Origin of the sequence: Bradyrhizobium sp. USDA 326 (genome assembly GCF_049739485.1) — a bacterium.
Lineage (GTDB): Bacteria > Pseudomonadota > Alphaproteobacteria > Rhizobiales > Xanthobacteraceae > Bradyrhizobium.
Map to the genome: position 1 here is coordinate 6,583,622 of NZ_JBMGQA010000001.1, position 17,211 is coordinate 6,600,832.

Consider the following 17,211-nt stretch of genomic DNA (forward strand, 5'->3'; position numbering starts at 1 on the left):
GCGCTGGTTCATTCCCCAAACGATCATGACAGTTTCGCGTGAACCGGCAAGCTCTTGGAGGCGACTATACTTGAGGGGCGAGGTGGTTCTTTGGACGGCTGCCGTGGCGCGTCAGAAGGCCCACCCACCCTCTGGGCGGACTTGCCGGCCCTGTCAGCGGCAGAAGGGATTTCCGTGGTTCTTGCATGACGCCTGATCCGCACTTCTGCCGATCACGCGGACGAAGAGGGAGTTAACGCCCACATGGGCCAGCTTACCCAGGATACCCGCCTCTGCGAACTCAAGACGCCTCTCGGCAAAGACGTTCTGGTTTTCGTCGGGTACGAGGCTTCGGAAGGACTTAGCGAACTCTTCGAATATCGCATCGAGTGTCTCAGCGAGGATGCCGATCTCGACTTCGACCGCGCGATCGGTCAGCAATGTACGCTGACCATCAAGCTGCACGAAAAGGAACGCGAGTTCAGCGGCATTCTCACGGAAGCCCAATGGCTGGGGGTGAAGAACGACTACTTCAGTTATCGGATCGTACTGAGGCCTTGGCTATGGCTGTTGTCGCGAACCACCGATTGCCGGATCTGGCAGGACAAGAAGGCGCCCGACATCATCAAGGAGGTCTTCAACGATCGCGGCTTCACCGATTATGAATCCAAGCTGACCGAAGAGGGCTCCTGTCCGAAGCTCGAATATTGTGTTCAGTACCGGGAGACCGATCTGAATTTCGTTTGCCGGCTGATGGAACAGCACGGCATCTACTACTATTTCAAGCATGAGGGCGGCAAGCACACGCTGGTGTTGGCGGACTCCAAATCGTCGCACAGCCCGATCAACGGTCTTGCCACGATACCCTATATTCCGCTGACGGGAGCCGATCGGCGCGGCGAGCAACACATCTACGAATGGGTCTCGGAGCGTCGGTTTCGGACCGGCAAGGTCGAGCTCAACGACTACAACTACCAGAAGCCCAACGCGCAGATGATCAGCGACGCCAAGGGTAACGAGCACTACACGCGGTCAGAGATGGAATTCTACGACTATCCAGGCAAGTTCAAGGAGAAATCCGACGGCGAGCGTTACGCGAAGATACAGCTCCAGTCCGAACAGGCCATGGACCGGCGGCGGCGGGGCAACGGCGACGCGGTCAGCCTGTTCCCCGGCGGACTGACCAAGCTCGAAAAGCACCACAAGGACTCGCAGAACATCGAATATCTCGTGGTGCGAGCCACCCATTCGTTCTCGATCGAATCCTATCGCACTGGCGGCCCGAGCGATGCCGGCCAGCACGTTTATTTCGGCAGCTACGAGTTTCTGCCGAGCGATCGGCCGTTCCGCGCGCCGATGCTGACGCCGAAGCCGAGGATCAACGGTGTCCAGACCGCCAAGGTGGTGACCAAGGACGACAATTCAAGCGAGGAAATCGACGTCGAAAATCTCGGCGAAATCTATGTCCGTTTCTTCTGGGACCGGAAGAAAAAGCGGTCATGCCGGTTGCGCGTCGCCCAGGTCTGGTCCGGCAAGAAATGGGGCGGTCAGATCATTCCGCGCGTAGGGCAGGAGGTGGTCGTGGAATTCCTGGAAGGAGATCCGGACCGGCCGCTGGTGATCGGGACGGTGTATAACGACGAATACAAGCTGCCCTACGATCTGCCGTCCAAGAAGACCATCGCGGGATTGAAATCGGACTCCACCAAGGGGGGCGGCGGCTACAACGAGTGGCACTTCGAGGACAAGAAGGGCTCCGAGAAGATCACGGTGCACGCCGAGAAGGACCACGACGTGACGGTCCGCGACACCGAGACGCGGACCATCGGCGAAGCCGCGCTCGGTGGCGACACCCGCAAGACCACCCTCGTCAACGGCAATGACAAGCTCGACATCGCGCTGGGAGGTCAACATGTCACCATGACGATGGATCAGTCCGTCACCGCGGGCCTGACCATCACGCTCATGGCGAACGTCAACATCACCCTGCAGGTTGGCCCCAGCCAGATCATCCTGACCCCTGCGGGTATCGTCATCAACGCGCCGACTATCGCGATGACCGCGCAGGGCGCCATGGCACTAGCAGCCGGGGGACCGCTGGGCGCCCACGGCCTTCCAACTCTTGTCGGCTGACCACTATGAGCCAGGCTCGGTTTGCTACGGTGCAGGATCTGTTTCAGGCCTATCCCATGGCGCGCCACGACGTCGGAAAGGCCGAGGTCGACAAGCCTTCGCTGGACTTCCTTCAGGACGCCACCGATGCGCGCAATTGGCACGGAGCCGTATCTTTCTGCGCCTATCTGCTGCCCAGGCGCGTGGCGGTTGCCTGGGGATGCCGCTCGCTGCGACGGATGTTCGACCAGTTCGATGCCAACGACAGCAGGTCGCTGAATTTCGTGGAGACCTGGGTCCGGCAGCCGGACGAGCAATCCCGGAACAAGGCGCTCGCGGTCGGCAATGCCAACGATCCCGAGCAGCCGGCGACGTGGCTGGCGCTGGCGGCCGGATGGTCCGGCGGAAGCGTGGTTCCGGCAGAATTTGCGCCGGTCGAGGCCAAGCCCGACCAAGCCGCGCGCGCGGTGCGGGCGGCCTTGCTGATCGCCCTTTGCCGACTGCCCCGCGAGTCCAGGGACCGGATAATGACGGCATGCCTGGAGGATGGTATTCAATTGGCACGCGGCGAACCGCGCCCTCCGCGCTGACGAGACGATGAGATGGTGCTTCGCTTCAATATCGAGAACGAACCGAATCTTCCGGACGGCGGCCCTGTATCGTTTTCGGTCACGGGCAGGCGGTCGGTCGATATTGGCCGGGACCGTCACCTCGACTGGACGTTGCCCGATCCGACGCGGATGATTTCCGGAAAGCATTGCGAGGTGCATTTTCGCGACGGCGCGTATTGGCTGCATGACGTCTCGACCAATGGCACTTTTCTCAATGGCGCCGACCAGCGCATCCGGGGGCCACACCGGTTGCGCGATGGCGATCGACTTACCATTGGCCACTACATCATCGGCGTTTCACTGGAGGACGAGGCGGGCGGGCGCGCCCCGGACCGCGAGGCGCAACCGCGCGCTTCTCCCGTCCAGCAGCATGCCGGGTACCAGGAGCTTTGGGCGGCCGACCGCGACGTGCCGCCGCCGATCGATCCACAGCAGCTGAAGAACCCACGCGAGGCGGCGCGGCCGATCAATCCGGAGTTTCTGGATTGGGCCGCGAGCGTCCCGGCGCCGGGAGTGGATCCGTTTCGACGTCCATCGCCGACGCCTGCGCACCAGCCCGATGCGCAGGACGACATGAGCTGGGCCGCCGGCCCGGTCGCGACGCCGAGAGCACTGGTCGAGGCAACACCCGCCATGCCGACACCGCGCCGGCCATCGGTGTGGACCGATGATGAAACAGCGCCCGTCCAGCCGCCGCCATCGCCGGCCCGGCCACCCGTTGAGCAGTCCCGCCCGGCACAAGTGGTGGGCGAAGGGCCAGCCGCGGCCAAGCCGGTCGGCGATACCGAGTTCGCGCGGCTGGTGGCACGTGCTGCGGGGTTGCCGGACAATTTCTTTGCCAACAAGACCGACGCGGAGCTCGCCGAACAGCTCGGCACGATCTTGCGCATGACCGTAGACAATCTGATGGCGCTGCTGCAGGCGCGAACTCAGGCCAAGCAGCTGACCCGCAGCACCAGCCAGACGACTGTCCAGGCCGTGGAGAACAACCCGCTGAAATTCTCGCCGACGTCGGAAGAGGCCATGCGCATATTGTTCGGGCCGCGGACGCGCAGCTATCTCGACGCGCAACGAGCCTTCGCGCAGGGCTTCGGCGACCTCAAATCGCATCAGTTGAAGACGTACATGGCGATGCAGCACGCCGTCCACGAGCTCATCGCCGGCATCGATCCGACTCTCATGGCGCGCGAGCTCGAGCTTCAGCGCGGCGCAAACTCCTGGTTCGGCTCGAACAAGGGCAAACTCTGGGACGAATTCCTGACGCGTTGGAAGGCGCATCTCGGCCGCGACAATAGCGCGCCGATCGATACTTTCATGTTGCATTTTTCGGACTATTACGACCGCGCCGACAAGGGCGGCTCAAAGTGACTATCGGCGACCACGCGGTCGCCAAACGCTGCTGAGTGGATGTAGGAATGTCTTGGTACAGCAAGGTTTTCTGGTCAGAAGGACTGTTTCTGCGGCCGCACCATCTGCAGCAGAACGATCGCTATCTCGAACATTTGCTGGAAAAGCGCGTTCGCTACACAACGCCATACCCCTGGGGATTTGCCCAGCTCGAAATCGACAAGGACCTCACCGAACAGAGCAAGTTCGCGGTACGCAACGCGTCCGGCGTCATGCCGGACGGAACGCCGTTCGACATCCCCGCGGACAGCCCGATTCCGGAAGCGATCGAGGTGCCGGATTCTGCCGCCGGCCAGATCGTCTGGCTGATGATGCCGATCGCCGCGCCAAACACCCGCGAGGTTGATGAGGATCGCACCGACAGCGCCAGTCGCTATGTTCGTACGTCCGAGACCTTCATCGATTCGACCTCGGCGCTGCGCATCGAGGAAGAGATCGACATCGCTTATCCGCGGTTGTCGTTCGAACTGCGCAAGACCAGCAAGCCGGGATACATGGGACTCGGCATCGCGCGCATTCTGGAAGTGCGCGACAAGAACATCCTATTCGACGACAAGTTCGTGCCGCCGATGCTGGTCTGCGCCGCACATCCCATCATCGACGGCTGGCTCAATCGCATCATCGGCTGGGTCGAGACCAAGCTCGACGAGCTGGCACGTTACGCGGTCGATCCGTCGTCCGGGGGCGGGTTGCAGAGCGTCGACTATCTGGTGCTGCAGGTGCTGAACCGGACCATTCCCGTGCTGACCCATTTCCAGCGTTCGGGCAGCGTTCATCCGGAGCGACTGTACGAGGAGCTGCTGAGGTTTGCCGGCGAGCTTGCGACGTTTGCCACACCAGAACGCCGTGCTCGCAACTATCCGGCGTACGATCACGACGATCTCGAGAATATCTTCACACCCCTGGTGAGCGACATCCAGGACTTCCTGAGCGCGCGGCTGGGCCGGCGGGCGATCCGCCTGGAGATCATCGAGCGTGCCCAGAATGCGTTCGTGTCGCCGATCCGTGATCGGGCGCTGTTCCGGAATGCGACCCTTGTGCTGGAGGTCGCCGCACGGCGGCCGCTCGTGGAGATCCAGAACGACTTCCCGCATTTGTTCAAGGTCGGCCCGAACACCAAGATGAACGAGATCGTGCACGCCAACTTGCCAGGGTTGACGCTGGTGCACCTGCCGACCCCGCCGCCGCACATCCGGGCCATCACCGATCACGTCTATTTCTATCTCGATCGCAAGTCGCCGCTATGGCCGGAGTTCAGCACGGCGGCCTCGATCGGGATGCATTTCTCCGGCGACTGGCCGGAGCTCGAGCTGTACCTTTGGGCCATCCTGGAAGACAGGCCATGAGCGACAGGGACAAGCCGGTCAATCCTTTCGGTCGGGGCGAGCGGACGATCATTCGTCCCAATCCCGGCGGGAGGTTGCCGCCGGCGCCCGCGGCTCAGCCTCCCGCGGGCGAGGGACCCGCAGCCCGTCCAAGCTATTCGCCGTCACCTGTGCCGTCTCCCGGCGCGCCCGCGCCTTCCTCGCCGTCATCCTCTTCTCCCATTCCGCAGCGCCCGAACTACGCCTCTGCGCCGACCAGCCAGCCGTCCGAGGAATGGATATCGACACCCGCGCAGGCACCGGTGCAGCAGGGGATGCTGCCGCCCGGACCGCCGTTGCGAGTCGACGATTTGGTGGCGCCAAACGCCAATCCGGTGATGCGCGCGGCCGGCCCTTTGCTGCAACTGCTTGGCCGGTTGCGCGTGGCGCTCATGCGTGCCTCATTCGCAAGTCTGATGGAGCAGGTCGCCGACGCGATCAAATTCTTCGAGAAGGATATCCGTTCGGCGGGCATCTCCGAGCATCAGGCCAACACGGCGAAATACATCCTATGCGCCACCGCCGACGATATCGTGCAGCACATCCCGACCGATGAGCGCCACGTCTGGACGCAATATTCCATGCTGAGCCGATTCTTCGGCGAGCGTGTGGGCGGTGTCCGTTTCTTCGAGATCCTCGACCATTTGAAGGTTGATCCGCTGATCAACTATCCAGTGCTCGAACTGCAGCATGCCTGTCTCGCGCTCGGCTTCCAGGGCATCCACCGTACGTCGGCAGGCGGGCTTGCGAACCTGCAGGTGATCCAGCGCAACCTCTACGAATTGTTGCGCCGGGTCCGTCCCAAGACGGTGAGTGACCTGTCGCCCAACTGGAGGGGGCAGGCGCTGGCCGGTCGCCGGCAGCGTCTCCGCGTTCCGGTCTGGCTGGTGGCAGCCGTGGCCGCCGCGCTATTGACCGGGTCCTATTTCGTCCTGCGGACGCTGCTGGCCGGCCGGGCGGAGAACGCTGCCGAAGTCGCTCTGGCGCTGCATCCCAGCGATCCGATCGAGCTCAAGCGCAAGGTCATTGCACCGCCGCCTCCGCCACCTCCGCCGCCACCGCCGGACCGTATCACCCAGCTGCAGCGCATCCGCAATGCGCTCGCCAAGGAGAACACCGCCTGTGCCATGACCGCGGACCAGACCGCGAGCTTTATCGTGATCAGGGTCTGTGACCTCGCGTTGTTCTCGTCAGGCCAGGCCACCATCCTCGACGGCTTCAAGCCGGTTGCGGCCCGCGTCGCAGCAACCCTCGACAAGGAGCCGGGACGAATCCGGGTCGTCGGTCACACCGATAGCTCGCCGATCCGCACAGTGCGCTTCCCTTCGAACTTCGAGCTGTCGGTCGAGCGCGCCAAGGCGGTTGCCGCCGCGCTGAAGCCCGGCCTGACCGATGGTTCGCGCGTGGACGTCGAAGGCAAGGGAGCGGACGCGCCGATCGCACCCAATTCGACGCCTGACGGACGCGCCAAGAACCGGCGTGTCGAGATCTTCATCGAACGCAGTGAATAAGCAGGCTCCACGGCTCACGCGGTTTGCGACAGGTACCGATCAATGCTTGCCAAGGATATCATCCGCATCATTCTCTACGGAGTTGGGCTCAGCTCGCTCGGCGCCGTGATCTATTTCGCAGGTCCCTTCATTGCATTCGGCGACTGGCATCCGCTCGAGAACCACATCATCCGCCAGATCGCGATTCTGCTGCTGATCACGGCCGTGGCGGGCGTCGCCGGCTTCAGTTTCTTCAAGCGGCGCAAGAATGCCAAGGAGATCGCCGACGGGATCAGTGCGGCCGATCAGCCCGTCAGCGACGAGCCGGTTCTCAAGGAGCGCATGAAGGATGCGCTCGCCACGCTGAAGACCGCCAGCGGCAACAAATCGAGCTATCTCTACGATCTACCCTGGTACGTCATCATCGGTCCGCCCGGCGCCGGCAAGACCACTGCGCTGGTCAATTCCGGGCTCAAATTTCCGCTCGCGCGCGGGGCGACGCCGGCTGCGGTCGCGGGCGTCGGCGGTACCCGCTATTGCGATTGGTGGTTTACCGAGGAGGCCGTGCTGATCGATACGGCCGGCCGCTATACCACTCAGGATTCCAACGCCAAGGCCGACAAGGAAAGCTGGCTGGCTTTCCTCGACATCCTCAAGAAGAGCCGGTCGCGCCAGCCGATCAACGGCGTCCTGGTCGCCATCAGCATCGAGGACGTGCTGACGCTGCCGAAGCAGGAGCTCGCGCTTCACGCCGATGCCATCAGAATGCGCCTGCTCGAGCTGCATCAGAAGCTCAAGGTCAGCTTCCCCGTCTACGCGCTTTTTACCAAGGCCGATCTCGTTGCCGGCTTCACCGAATATTTCGCCTATCTTGGCGAGGCCGGCCGTCGCCAGGTCTGGGGTGCGACGTTCCAAACCGCTGACAAGACCCAGAATCTGGTGGGACAGATACCGGTCGAATTCGACCGTCTGCTGGAGCGCCTGAGCGAGGAAACACTCGACCGCCTGCAGGACGAGCCGACGCCGCAGCACCGCGTGCAACTGTTCGGCTTCCCGGCACAGATGGCGCGGCTCAAGCCCCAGATCCACGACTTCCTCAATCAGATCTTCGAGCCAACGCGCTACCACGTGAACGCGAACCTGCGCGGATTCTACTTCACCTCGGGTACGCAGCAAGGGACGCCCATCGACCAACTGATCGGGTCGCTGGCGCGCACGTTCGGCGCGGAGGAGGTCGGTTCCGGATCCTATTCAGGGACGGGCAAGAGCTATTTCCTCGCCGATCTCATTTCCAAGGTCATCATCGGAGAGGCCGACTGGGTTTCGACCGACCGTGCGGCGGTGCGCCGCGCACTGATTCTGAAAACCGCAGCGTTTTCCTTGATCGGTCTGGTCTCGATCGGGCTGATCGCAGGATGGCTGACCAGCTACAAGCGCAATTCCGACTTGATCGCGCAGAGTGTGCAGGCGGACAACGAATATGCAGCCGCCGGAGCGCCTCTCATCAAGCAGACGCTGATCGACGATCATGACCTCGACAAGGTGTTGCCACTGCTCTATCGGCTGCGCAATGCCCCGGCGGGCTACGGATCGCGCAACGAATCGGTGCCCCTGTCGGCCCGTTACGGGCTCAGCCAGCACGCCCGGCTGATGTCGCCCTCCAAGGCGGCCTATCATGCGGCGCTCGAGCGCATGTTCAGGCCACGCCTGCTGTATCGTTTGGAGGAGCAGCTCAACGCGCGCATCAACGAACCTGCTTTCGTTTACGAGGCGCTGAAGGTCTATCTGATGCTCGGCGGCCTGCAGTCGCCGGACCGCGAACTGATCCGCTCCTGGATGCAGCGCGACTGGCAGGACAACCTCTATCCCGGCGCAACCAACGCAGAAGGACGGCGCCTGCTCGATGATAACCTCACGGCGATGTTCGACCTCGAGACGGAGCAGCCCCCGCTTGTCGAGCTGGACGGCCGGCTGATCAAGCAGGCGCAGAATTCGCTCGCGCGCCTGAGCGTGTCGCAGCGCGCCTACGAATTCCTGAAATCCGAGGCTCGCTCATCGACCGCAGGTGACTGGATCGCCGCCCGCCGCGGCGGTCCTGACATGGCGGTCGTGTTCGAAACCACGACGGGGCAGCCCCTGGACGCTGTGCGGGTGCCCCAGTTCTTCACGTATAACGGCTTCCAGCAGAACTTCGTCGCCCGGCTGCCGGGTTTGTCGGAGCGCATGAAGAAGGAACGCTGGGTTCTGGGCGATGCCGGCCAGCAGTCGGCCATCGACCAGCAGTACGACAACCTCGCCGGCGACCTCTTGAACATCTATTCCAACGAGTTTGTCACGACTTGGCGAACCGCGCTGGGCAGCTTGCGTCTGAAGAAACTGCTCGCCGACAAGCCGAAATACGAGGTGCTAAGGGCGGTTTCCGCGCCGACCTCACCGATGCGGCAAATCCTGGAATCGGTGCGCGACGAGACGACGCTGACCAAGGAACGGCCGAAGCCGGCGAATGCTGCCACGAACCCGGCCACGCCTGCTGCGGCCGCGCCGCCACTGTTCACCAACGCCCAGGATGGACCGCCCGGGACGACGATCGAAGCGCAGTTCAAACCATATCATGCGGTGCTGGAAGGCGACAGCACCCGCCGGCCGATCGACTCGACCATCGCCAACTTGAACGACATCGCGCAGAATCTGACGCTGATCATCGAGAACCCGCAACTGACCGCGCAGGCGACCGCTTCGCTTCAGAGCCAGGTTGCGGCCCTGCGCAACAATGCCTCGCGCATGCCGCCGCCGTTCTCCGACATGCTGCGCGCGGCCGCCGCGGAGTTCGAGGGCAGCATTGCCGCCTCGACTGCCGGACAGATCCTGCAGGCGCTGCGCGATCAGGTCACGCCGGTTTGCCAGCAGACGGTGGCCAACCGGTATCCGTTCGTCCGCGGCAGCAATCAGGAGGTGCCACTCGCCGACTTCGCCAAGCTTTTCAGTCCGAACGGCGTCATGGACAAATTCTTCACCCAGTTCCTGGCATCCTACGCCGACACTTCGCGATCAGATTGGACGTGGCGGAAGGAGAGTCCCGTCGGCCGATCGTTTTCGCCCGACACGCTGAAGCAGTTCCAGAATGCGGCCTACGTCCGCGACGCCTTCTTCCAGACCGGCGGTGGCGTGCCCGCGGTGTCGTTCGCGATCCGGCCGCCCGGGGCATCCGGGCCGGGCGTGACGGTCAAGACCGAGATTGGCGGTACGACGATCACCAGCCCGGTCACGCCGGGCCCGCCAACGGCTTCGTCCATGTTCGGCGGGCCGCAACCTCCGCCACCACCGCCGCAGCCTCAGAGCAACGCACCGACCACCGTTCTCTGGCCGGGTCCGTCGCCGCGGACGGCAATTTCGGTCAGCAACGATATCGGGCCGCCATCCGTGCTCGAGCGCATCGGTCCCTGGTCGTTGTTCCGGATGCTGGAGGCTGGATCCTTGGTGGTGAAGGCGGAAACCGCCAGCGCGACTTTCATCGTCGCCGGGCGCGAGCTCAACTATCAGATTTCGACCGGGTCGTTGCGCAATCCTCTCAACCTGTCGGTGCTCCGCGAGTTTCGTTGCCCGACCGGAATATGACCATGCGTTGTGGGCTATTCGGCAAGATCGGCGCTAAGCGTGATTTCATCGCGATCGCCACCCCGCGCAGCTTCCTGGAAGCCTGGGAGCCATGGGTGCAGTCTGCGCTGTCGGCCAGTCGTCATCAGCTTGGCCCGGGCTGGCAGCAGGCGTTCCTGACCGCACCGGTCTGGCGATTCTGGCTTGGCGCCGCCATCTGCGGCACGACGGTGGCGGGGGCAATGATGCCGTCGCTCGACGGGGTAGGGCGGTATTACCCATTGACGCTGCATGCGGTGTCGGACGAAAGCGCCTTACTGCCGCCGCCGAGCGTCGATCCTCAGGATGAATGGTACGGGCAGGCGGAGGCGTTCCTGCTTTCGACCCTGGATCAAACTTCAACCTTTGAGCAGATATCGGATGCCCTGGATCGCCTCGCGGTGCCGCGACCGCAGGCGCCGATCGCCGACGAATCACAAATGATCGCACTGGGCGCAACAACCGTCGGGGCGGTTTCCGCGGATGGCGCATTCACCCAGACCTTTGCCGCGCTTTCCGCTGCCAGTCCGCAGATCTATGCTGCGGCAAGTTTCTGGTGGACCGCGGGTGGCGAAGGCTTTCCATCAATCGCGCTCGCTTGCCGCGGATTGCCGGATCCATTTCACTATTCCACACTGCTGACCGGCGATCTCGGCCGTACAGCATCCGGGACGGGGTGACGCGCGATGGTGCATGTCCCTTCCTTGTTCGATGTCGGTAGCGTCACTCATGCCGGACGGGTGCGGACGCGAAACGAAGATTCGTGCCTAGTCCGGACCGATGTCGGCCTGTGGGCCGTCGCCGACGGTATGGGCGGTCACGAGGCCGGCGATCTCGCCAGCCGCATCGTGGTGCAGTCGCTTAACACGATCGGCTTGCCGGACTCGGCCGCCGACTTGCTGGCGCAGTGCGAGGAGCGGTTGTTCCACGCGAACCGGCAGATCCTGTCGCTCAGCAAGGAGCGGCAGGGTGCCACCGTCGGCACCACGGCGGCGGTTCTGCTCGTGCGCGACGGCTATTATGCCTGCATATGGGCGGGCGACAGCCGGGTCTACCTGGTCAACCGGGGCAGCATCAATCAGGTATCGCATGATCACAGCGAGCTGGAGGAACTGATTGCCGGCGGCGCGGTGTCGCGCGAGGACGTCAAGGACTGGCCGAGCAATGCCATTACCCGGGCCGTTGGCGTCGCCGACGATCCGGAGTTCGAGGTCGTGACAGGACCTGCCGAGCCGGAAGACGTCTTCGTGATCTGCAGCGACGGCTTGACCAAGCATGTGCGAGACGACGAGATCCTGCGGCACGCGATCACGCGGCACTCCCAGGCGGCTTGCGATGACATGCTCGCTTTGGCCCTTGATCGGGGAGGGCTCGACAACGTGACGATCGTGGTTGTGCGGCTGCTGGTGCCGCGATCCTCAGAACCGACAAGATCGCCGCTGGATCGGGAGCCGCAACCATGACCGTCAACGATCCATTCCCGTCGGGCTACCGCGGTGTGCCGCCCGGCACCCGCCTCAACGGCATCTACGAGATCGAAGCGGTGATCGGCGCGGGCGGCATGGGTGAGGTCTACAAGTGCCGTGAGATCCAAACCGGATCGCCGGTTGCGGTGAAAATGCTGCTGCCGGACATGGTCGACAACGAGGCCGCGCTCGCGCTGTTCCGGCGGGAGGCAGCGGCGCTTCACAATCTCCCGCACGACGCGATTGTTCGCTACTTCCTGTTCACCGTGGAGCCCGTGCTGCAGCGACCGTATCTCGCGATGGAGTTCGTGAACGGCCGTTCGCTCTCGAACATGCTCGACGAAGGGCCGTTGACATTCGAGGCGCTGGTCAGGCTGATGCAGCGCGTTGCATCGGGACTGGAGGCCGCCCACGAGCACGGCATCATCCATCGCGACGTTTCCCCGGACAACATCATCGTGCCGCTCGACGATGTGAGACGCGCCAAGATCATCGATTTCGGTATCGCCCGATCGACCCAGATGGGCGACAAGACCATCATCGGTTCGGGCTTCGCCGGCAAGGACAACTACGCGTCTCCGGAGCAGGTCGGCCTGTACGGCAACGAGATCACGGCGAAGTCCGACGTCTACAGCTTCGGCCTCGTGCTGTTCCATGCGCTGACCGGACAGAAGCTCGACATGGGCGGAAGCCAGTTTCAACTGGTGGAGAAGCGCCGCCGTGTGCCCGATCTCGGTGCGGTAGACATGCGCATCAGGCCTTTGCTGGAGCGCATGCTGCAGCCCGATCCGGCGTTGCGTGCGACCATGGCAGAGGTCGCCAGATGGACGCCGACAGGTCCGCCTCAGACATCCACCGCGCCGCTGTCCGGCTTCGATCCGCTGGCACCGCCGGAAAGCGCGGCGCCGGCCTGGCAGGGCAGGGCGCCCTCAACCGCGCAGAAGAGGCCGCGCGGTCTCTGGCTCTATGCGAGCGCAGCCGCGGTGCTGCTCATGTTGGGCGGGGGTGGATATGCCTTCTACAAGCTGGTCTGGTCGGCGCCTGGCGTGGCGGGCTTGCCGCCGCCTCCGAAACTCGCGGGGACAATGTCGCCGCCGAAAGTCGAGCCCTCTGCACCACAGCCCGGGCGTCGGGAGCCGGTGAAGCTCTCACCACCGCCGACGGTAACGCCCACTCCGCCAGCCGACGGGCAGGGACGAGCCGAGCGCATCCGCAAATATGTAACTCAATATTCCGGCGGCGATTGCTTCTTCATCTTGCCGGTCGCAGTCAGTCAAACCGCCGCCGTGATCGAAGGCTTCGGCGCCTCGACGGCCCCGTTCGATACGTTCGACAAGGCGTTTCGGCGGGACCAGGGATTTGAGGCTTCGGTCGGCGTCAGGCAGGTGACCCAGGCCCAGTGCCCGGCCGTCAAGTTCTTGAGCCAGGTGGGAAGCGATCAGGTGCGAGTGCCGCGCGTCACCCTGTCAGCGACGGAACTGAAGGCTGGCGAAACCCTCAACGGCACCATCGAGAACTTCGCCAATCGGGTGGTGGAATTGCTCGTGGTATCGGATCGCGGTGAGGTGCAAAGCCTGTCTTACCTTCTGAAGCCGGGTATTGACTCGCTGTCGTTTTCGCTCCCGGTGCCGCGCGCGAGCGGTCCGCAACTGATCTTGGCCGTAGCGACTCCGCAGGTTCTGGACTCGTTGCGCCAGCCGCGACCGACCGCTGCCGACACGTTCTTCCTGCAAGCGCTGAGTGACGCCCAGCGCAACCACGTGACGATCACCGCGGCCGCGCGCTACGTCATGCTTACGAACTGATCGGCGCTCAGAATTTTCCAATCATCAGGATCTTCAGGTCGGCATCCGGCTTGAAATCACTTGCCGTATATTCAAGCGTGATTCCGGTCGGGGACGCCTTGAGCCGGCCCTGGCAGAAGCTGACCAAGCGGTCGCTGCCACCGGGGTCGATGGTCAGCTTGAACGCCCGGATCGGCCCGGCCCAATTCGCGCCGGTCTTGAGCACATATGAAATGCGCCGCTCCTGCAGCTTAGCAGTGTTGGCCGTGCCGTCGCCGGCGCGCTTGTCGAGCTCGGCAAGGAACTCGTCCGTGACGCAATAATCCTTCCGGTAACGCGCAACTTCCGGGCCGAGTGCGTTGCTGCGGCGCAGGCCCGGGCGCAGTATCGTGTCAGCACTGGAGCCGACGCTCGGCCGATACTGGTGTTCGACGACAACGGCGCGCGAGGGCGGAAACACCTGCTGGCGCACGGCAGACGTCCTGGTGACCCAGCCTGGAGCATATTGCTGACGGCCGTTGTCGCTCATTCCGGCAGGCATCAATAGCCCTTCGTCCACAAGCCGGGTTCGGGTTGCCGCCGGGAGGTCGGCCACGCGGATCTCGCGGCTGCCGATGGGCAACAGCGGCAGCTTGAGCTGGCGGAGCAGTGCGCTGACATCCTTGTCGCCAATCATGGCGCGCTGATCAATCGTCAGCGGCGCTGGGCTGCCGTCGATCCGGGTCTCGAAGTCTACGAAGTTCACCGGGTCGTTCGACGGCAGCGCAATGTTATCGGCCTCCGACAGGTCGATGTCGGGCAGCGGAAAGGCCACAGTCAGCGTCACCGGCTTGTTGGTGACGTTGGCGAACTGATAGCGAACGATGATCCTGTCGAGTGCGATACGCAGATCCTCGCTCTCCATGGCCACTTCGCGGGTGCGAACGAACTGGAGCCCTCCGATCGACAATTCGGCGGCCGAGTCGTTGGCCCGTGCCGGCCAGCTGGTCGCAACCAACAACGCGACCATCATGGCTCGGACCCGCAACGGCGCGCGGGGCAGCGGTCCGTTCAGCATGCTCGTCTCCATACGGCGTCGCAACATGTGCCGGTCTGCCCGGCCATGAGTCAGTCGAGGGCGTGGTAAAGATCGCCCCATTCGGGCTTCCAGACGCCGTCCGGATCGCACACCACGATCGCGAGCTTCACGTCATTGGCCAGCCGGATCGCGCCGCGAAAGGCGTCCTGGGCCGGCAAGGGGGCGCTGACCTGGTCATTGGACAGCCGTCCGCCGCTGCTGGCAGCCGGCATCACGACCGATCCGGTGGCGCCGTCAATGTCGCGTTTCAGGATCAGCGTAATGGCGTCGGGCTGGATCTCGTTGACCTGCTCAAATCTATTCTTGGCCATGGTTTTTGCACCGCAAGCTGAAGACATTCGGACTATCACCGTCCGGTGATAGAATTGAACGCGATTGAGATTGCTCACCACTAATTGACGCGCCGCATCAACGGCATCTCGGATTAGTCGATCTGGCGCGACAATCGGTTCGGGCACATTGAGGCGAACATGTTTCGTCCAACGAGTTGGATCTGGGTCTTCATCGTCGGTGCGAGCATTTTCGCCACCGGGACGCATGCCGAGGACACCGTCGTGCGGAGCTTTTCGGGCGGCTCGGCTGCCTCCATGGTCGGCATCGTCCCGGCCGGCGAGGACGTGGAACTGGCTGGTCCCCAGGCGCTCAGTGCCGACGGGCAGGGCAACCTGTTCGTACTCGATCAGGTCAACGGACGCATTCTCCAGTTCGATCCCAAGCGACCGGATTCCGATCCTGACGTCCTCAAGATGCCGAGGGATGTACAGCCGACCGATCTCGTCGTTCATAACGGCGACATCATGGTTTGGGACGGCGGCGTCCGCACATTGAAGGCGGCGCCAGACCAGTCCACGCGCGGGCTCGGTGGCGACGAAATCCAACTTGAGGAAGTCTCGAGCCGCGCCACGGACGACCAGGTCGCCATCTCCGCCTTCGCCCAGATGGGATCGCAGCCACCCGGCAGCGCGACCGAGCTGCTCGACCAGAACACCCGCGCGGCCGTCGTCAAAACGGGCCGGCAGCCCGACCGGCAGTACGTCGCGTCCCGCAGCAAGGGCTCGGTCATTGCCGATATCATCCCGGACAAGGGCAATTCCAGCGTGCGGATCGAGATCCAGACCATGGTTACCAATGAGACCATTGGCGCGCTCGGCCTGCGCGTGCGTGACCAGCTCGGTACGGTCGAGTTCCTCGATATCGACAATAGCGATCGCTTCTATGTGTTGGCCGAAGACATTCCGCCGTCGGGAAAGAACGCATCCACTTTCGTCGTACGCTATGCCGCCAACGGCCGGATCGAGGGAATCTACGAGTTGCCTCTGGAAAACACCCCGCTGACGAGGCGGTTCGTCACGATCTCGGGTGACGGCGACGTCTACTTCCTGCGAACCAAGCCAACCGGTGTCGATGTGGTTGGCGTCGGCTTCCGCCCCCTGCGCAACGCGTCGGTGATCGACGCGCGGCCGTCGCGGACGGCAACCGCGCAGCCTTCCAACAATGGCAAGTTCAATGCGACAGCGGCGGTGCGGCCGTCAAATCGCCAGCAGGCGATCGAGACCGCGTTTGCGTTCGAGGGCGTGCAGTGGAAGCTAACGCCGGCGAACTATGGCAACGATCCGGACAGCCAGTGCAGCGGATTCAATCGCATTCGCCGCCCATGGTATCTTCAGGGCAAGGTAAACCAGGAGGTGCGCGGCGTACCTTATTGCTGGGGCTGTCACGGCTCGCTGGCAAACTTCCGGCAGCGCATCGAGAGCGGCACGTTGGCCGGAAATGTCTGCACCCGCAACGCGCCGCGGCCGGATGTGGCGGGCGTCGACTGCTCGGCGTTCGTCAGCGCCACGTGGGGACTCTCGGTCCACTACACGACCGCCGCCATTCCCGCGATCGCTGCGCCCGTGACGAACCCCTGGGAGTTGAAGCCCGGCGATGCACTCAACAAACCCGGCTCCCATGTGATGTTGTTCCTGCGGTTCACGCCGGATCGCAAGGCGGAGGTGATGGAGTCCTCGACCGGCGGCTGCAACGGACGCGTTTGCCGCAACATCTATCCGTTGGCGAGCCTGCTTGCGCGTGGCTACACTCCGGTTCGCTTCCGTGCCTTCGCCGATGACCAGACAACCGTTTCGGCTGACGCCTACCAGGACTCCGATGCGCCGACGGGCCGCAAATCGGCGGCTACGAAAACCGCGACCAAGAGGCGCTGAACCATGTGTGTCACTGGCGCTACAGATGGATAGCGAATGCTGTTCGCAGGCTGAATCCGGGACGCTCGGGCGAGGTGTCGCCG

At 63.5% G+C, this 17,211-nt stretch carries 13 protein-coding genes; 10 read left to right on the forward strand and 3 right to left on the reverse strand.

The window, feature by feature from the left end; translation table 11 throughout:
- The first annotated feature begins 243 nt into the window (after positions 1-243).
- Genes ABIG06_RS31095 through tssK form a run of 4 tightly spaced genes read left to right on the forward strand, consistent with a single transcriptional unit; the run spans position 244 to position 5,455 of the window.
- Positions 244-2,112: a type VI secretion system Vgr family protein gene (locus ABIG06_RS31095; protein ID WP_370139800.1), complete on the forward strand. Its 1,869-nt coding sequence runs from the start codon at positions 244-246 to the stop codon at positions 2,110-2,112.
- 56 nt (positions 2,113-2,168) lie between these two features.
- On the forward strand, positions 2,169-2,681 hold the full coding sequence (locus ABIG06_RS31100; protein ID WP_246789685.1) for a DUF6931 family protein: 513 nt from the start codon (positions 2,169-2,171) through the stop codon (positions 2,679-2,681).
- 12 nt (positions 2,682-2,693) lie between these two features.
- Positions 2,694-4,070: a type VI secretion system-associated FHA domain protein TagH gene (tagH, locus tag ABIG06_RS31105; RefSeq protein ID WP_370139801.1), complete on the forward strand. Its 1,377-nt coding sequence runs from the start codon at positions 2,694-2,696 to the stop codon at positions 4,068-4,070.
- Between the two features lie 47 nt (positions 4,071-4,117).
- Positions 4,118-5,455, forward strand: a complete 1,338-nt coding sequence (gene tssK, locus ABIG06_RS31110; protein WP_370139802.1) for a type VI secretion system baseplate subunit TssK — start codon at positions 4,118-4,120, stop codon at positions 5,453-5,455.
- Between the two features lie 217 nt (positions 5,456-5,672).
- Here tssK and ABIG06_RS31115 read toward each other — a convergent pair whose 3' ends face one another.
- On the reverse strand, positions 5,673-5,867 hold the full coding sequence (locus ABIG06_RS31115; protein ID WP_370141004.1) for a hypothetical protein: 195 nt from the start codon (positions 5,865-5,867) through the stop codon (positions 5,673-5,675).
- Between ABIG06_RS31115 and tssL the strand changes: the two genes are divergently transcribed.
- Genes tssL through ABIG06_RS31140 form a run of 5 tightly spaced genes read left to right on the forward strand, consistent with a single transcriptional unit; the run spans position 5,788 to position 13,867 of the window.
- Complete coding sequence (tssL, locus tag ABIG06_RS31120; RefSeq protein WP_370140951.1) at positions 5,788-6,984, forward strand: type VI secretion system protein TssL, long form; 1,197 nt, start codon at positions 5,788-5,790, stop codon at positions 6,982-6,984. The genes ABIG06_RS31115 and tssL overlap by 80 nt on opposite strands.
- Positions 6,985-7,026: 42 nt before the next feature.
- Entirely contained in the window at positions 7,027-10,578 is a 3,552-nt protein-coding gene (tssM, locus tag ABIG06_RS31125; protein WP_370139803.1) for a type VI secretion system membrane subunit TssM, read from the forward strand.
- Complete coding sequence (gene tagF, locus ABIG06_RS31130; protein ID WP_370140952.1) at positions 10,575-11,276, forward strand: type VI secretion system-associated protein TagF; 702 nt, start codon at positions 10,575-10,577, stop codon at positions 11,274-11,276. Before tssM ends, tagF begins: the two co-directional genes overlap by 4 nt.
- 6 nt (positions 11,277-11,282) lie before the next feature.
- The gene (locus tag ABIG06_RS31135; RefSeq protein ID WP_370139804.1) at positions 11,283-12,059 is read left to right on the forward strand and encodes a PP2C family protein-serine/threonine phosphatase; all 777 of its coding nucleotides are present in this window, start codon (positions 11,283-11,285) and stop codon (positions 12,057-12,059) included.
- A complete protein-coding gene (locus ABIG06_RS31140) occupies positions 12,056-13,867 on the forward strand; it encodes a serine/threonine-protein kinase (protein ID WP_370139805.1) in 1,812 nt (603 codons plus the stop codon). Before ABIG06_RS31135 ends, ABIG06_RS31140 begins: the two co-directional genes overlap by 4 nt.
- A 7-nt stretch (positions 13,868-13,874) precedes the next feature.
- Here ABIG06_RS31140 and ABIG06_RS31145 read toward each other — a convergent pair whose 3' ends face one another.
- On the reverse strand, positions 13,875-14,855 hold the full coding sequence (locus tag ABIG06_RS31145; RefSeq protein WP_424578589.1) for a DUF4424 domain-containing protein: 981 nt from the start codon (positions 14,853-14,855) through the stop codon (positions 13,875-13,877).
- Between the two features lie 98 nt (positions 14,856-14,953).
- Positions 14,954-15,235 (reverse strand): hypothetical protein, encoded by a 282-nt coding sequence (locus ABIG06_RS31150; protein WP_124160965.1) that lies wholly within the window; start codon positions 15,233-15,235, stop codon positions 14,954-14,956.
- A 159-nt stretch (positions 15,236-15,394) separates the two neighbouring features.
- Here ABIG06_RS31150 and ABIG06_RS31155 point away from each other — a divergent pair, with 159 nt between their 5' ends.
- The gene (locus ABIG06_RS31155; RefSeq protein ID WP_370139806.1) at positions 15,395-17,128 is read left to right on the forward strand and encodes a hypothetical protein; all 1,734 of its coding nucleotides are present in this window, start codon (positions 15,395-15,397) and stop codon (positions 17,126-17,128) included.
- The last annotated feature ends 83 nt before the right edge of the window (positions 17,129-17,211 follow it).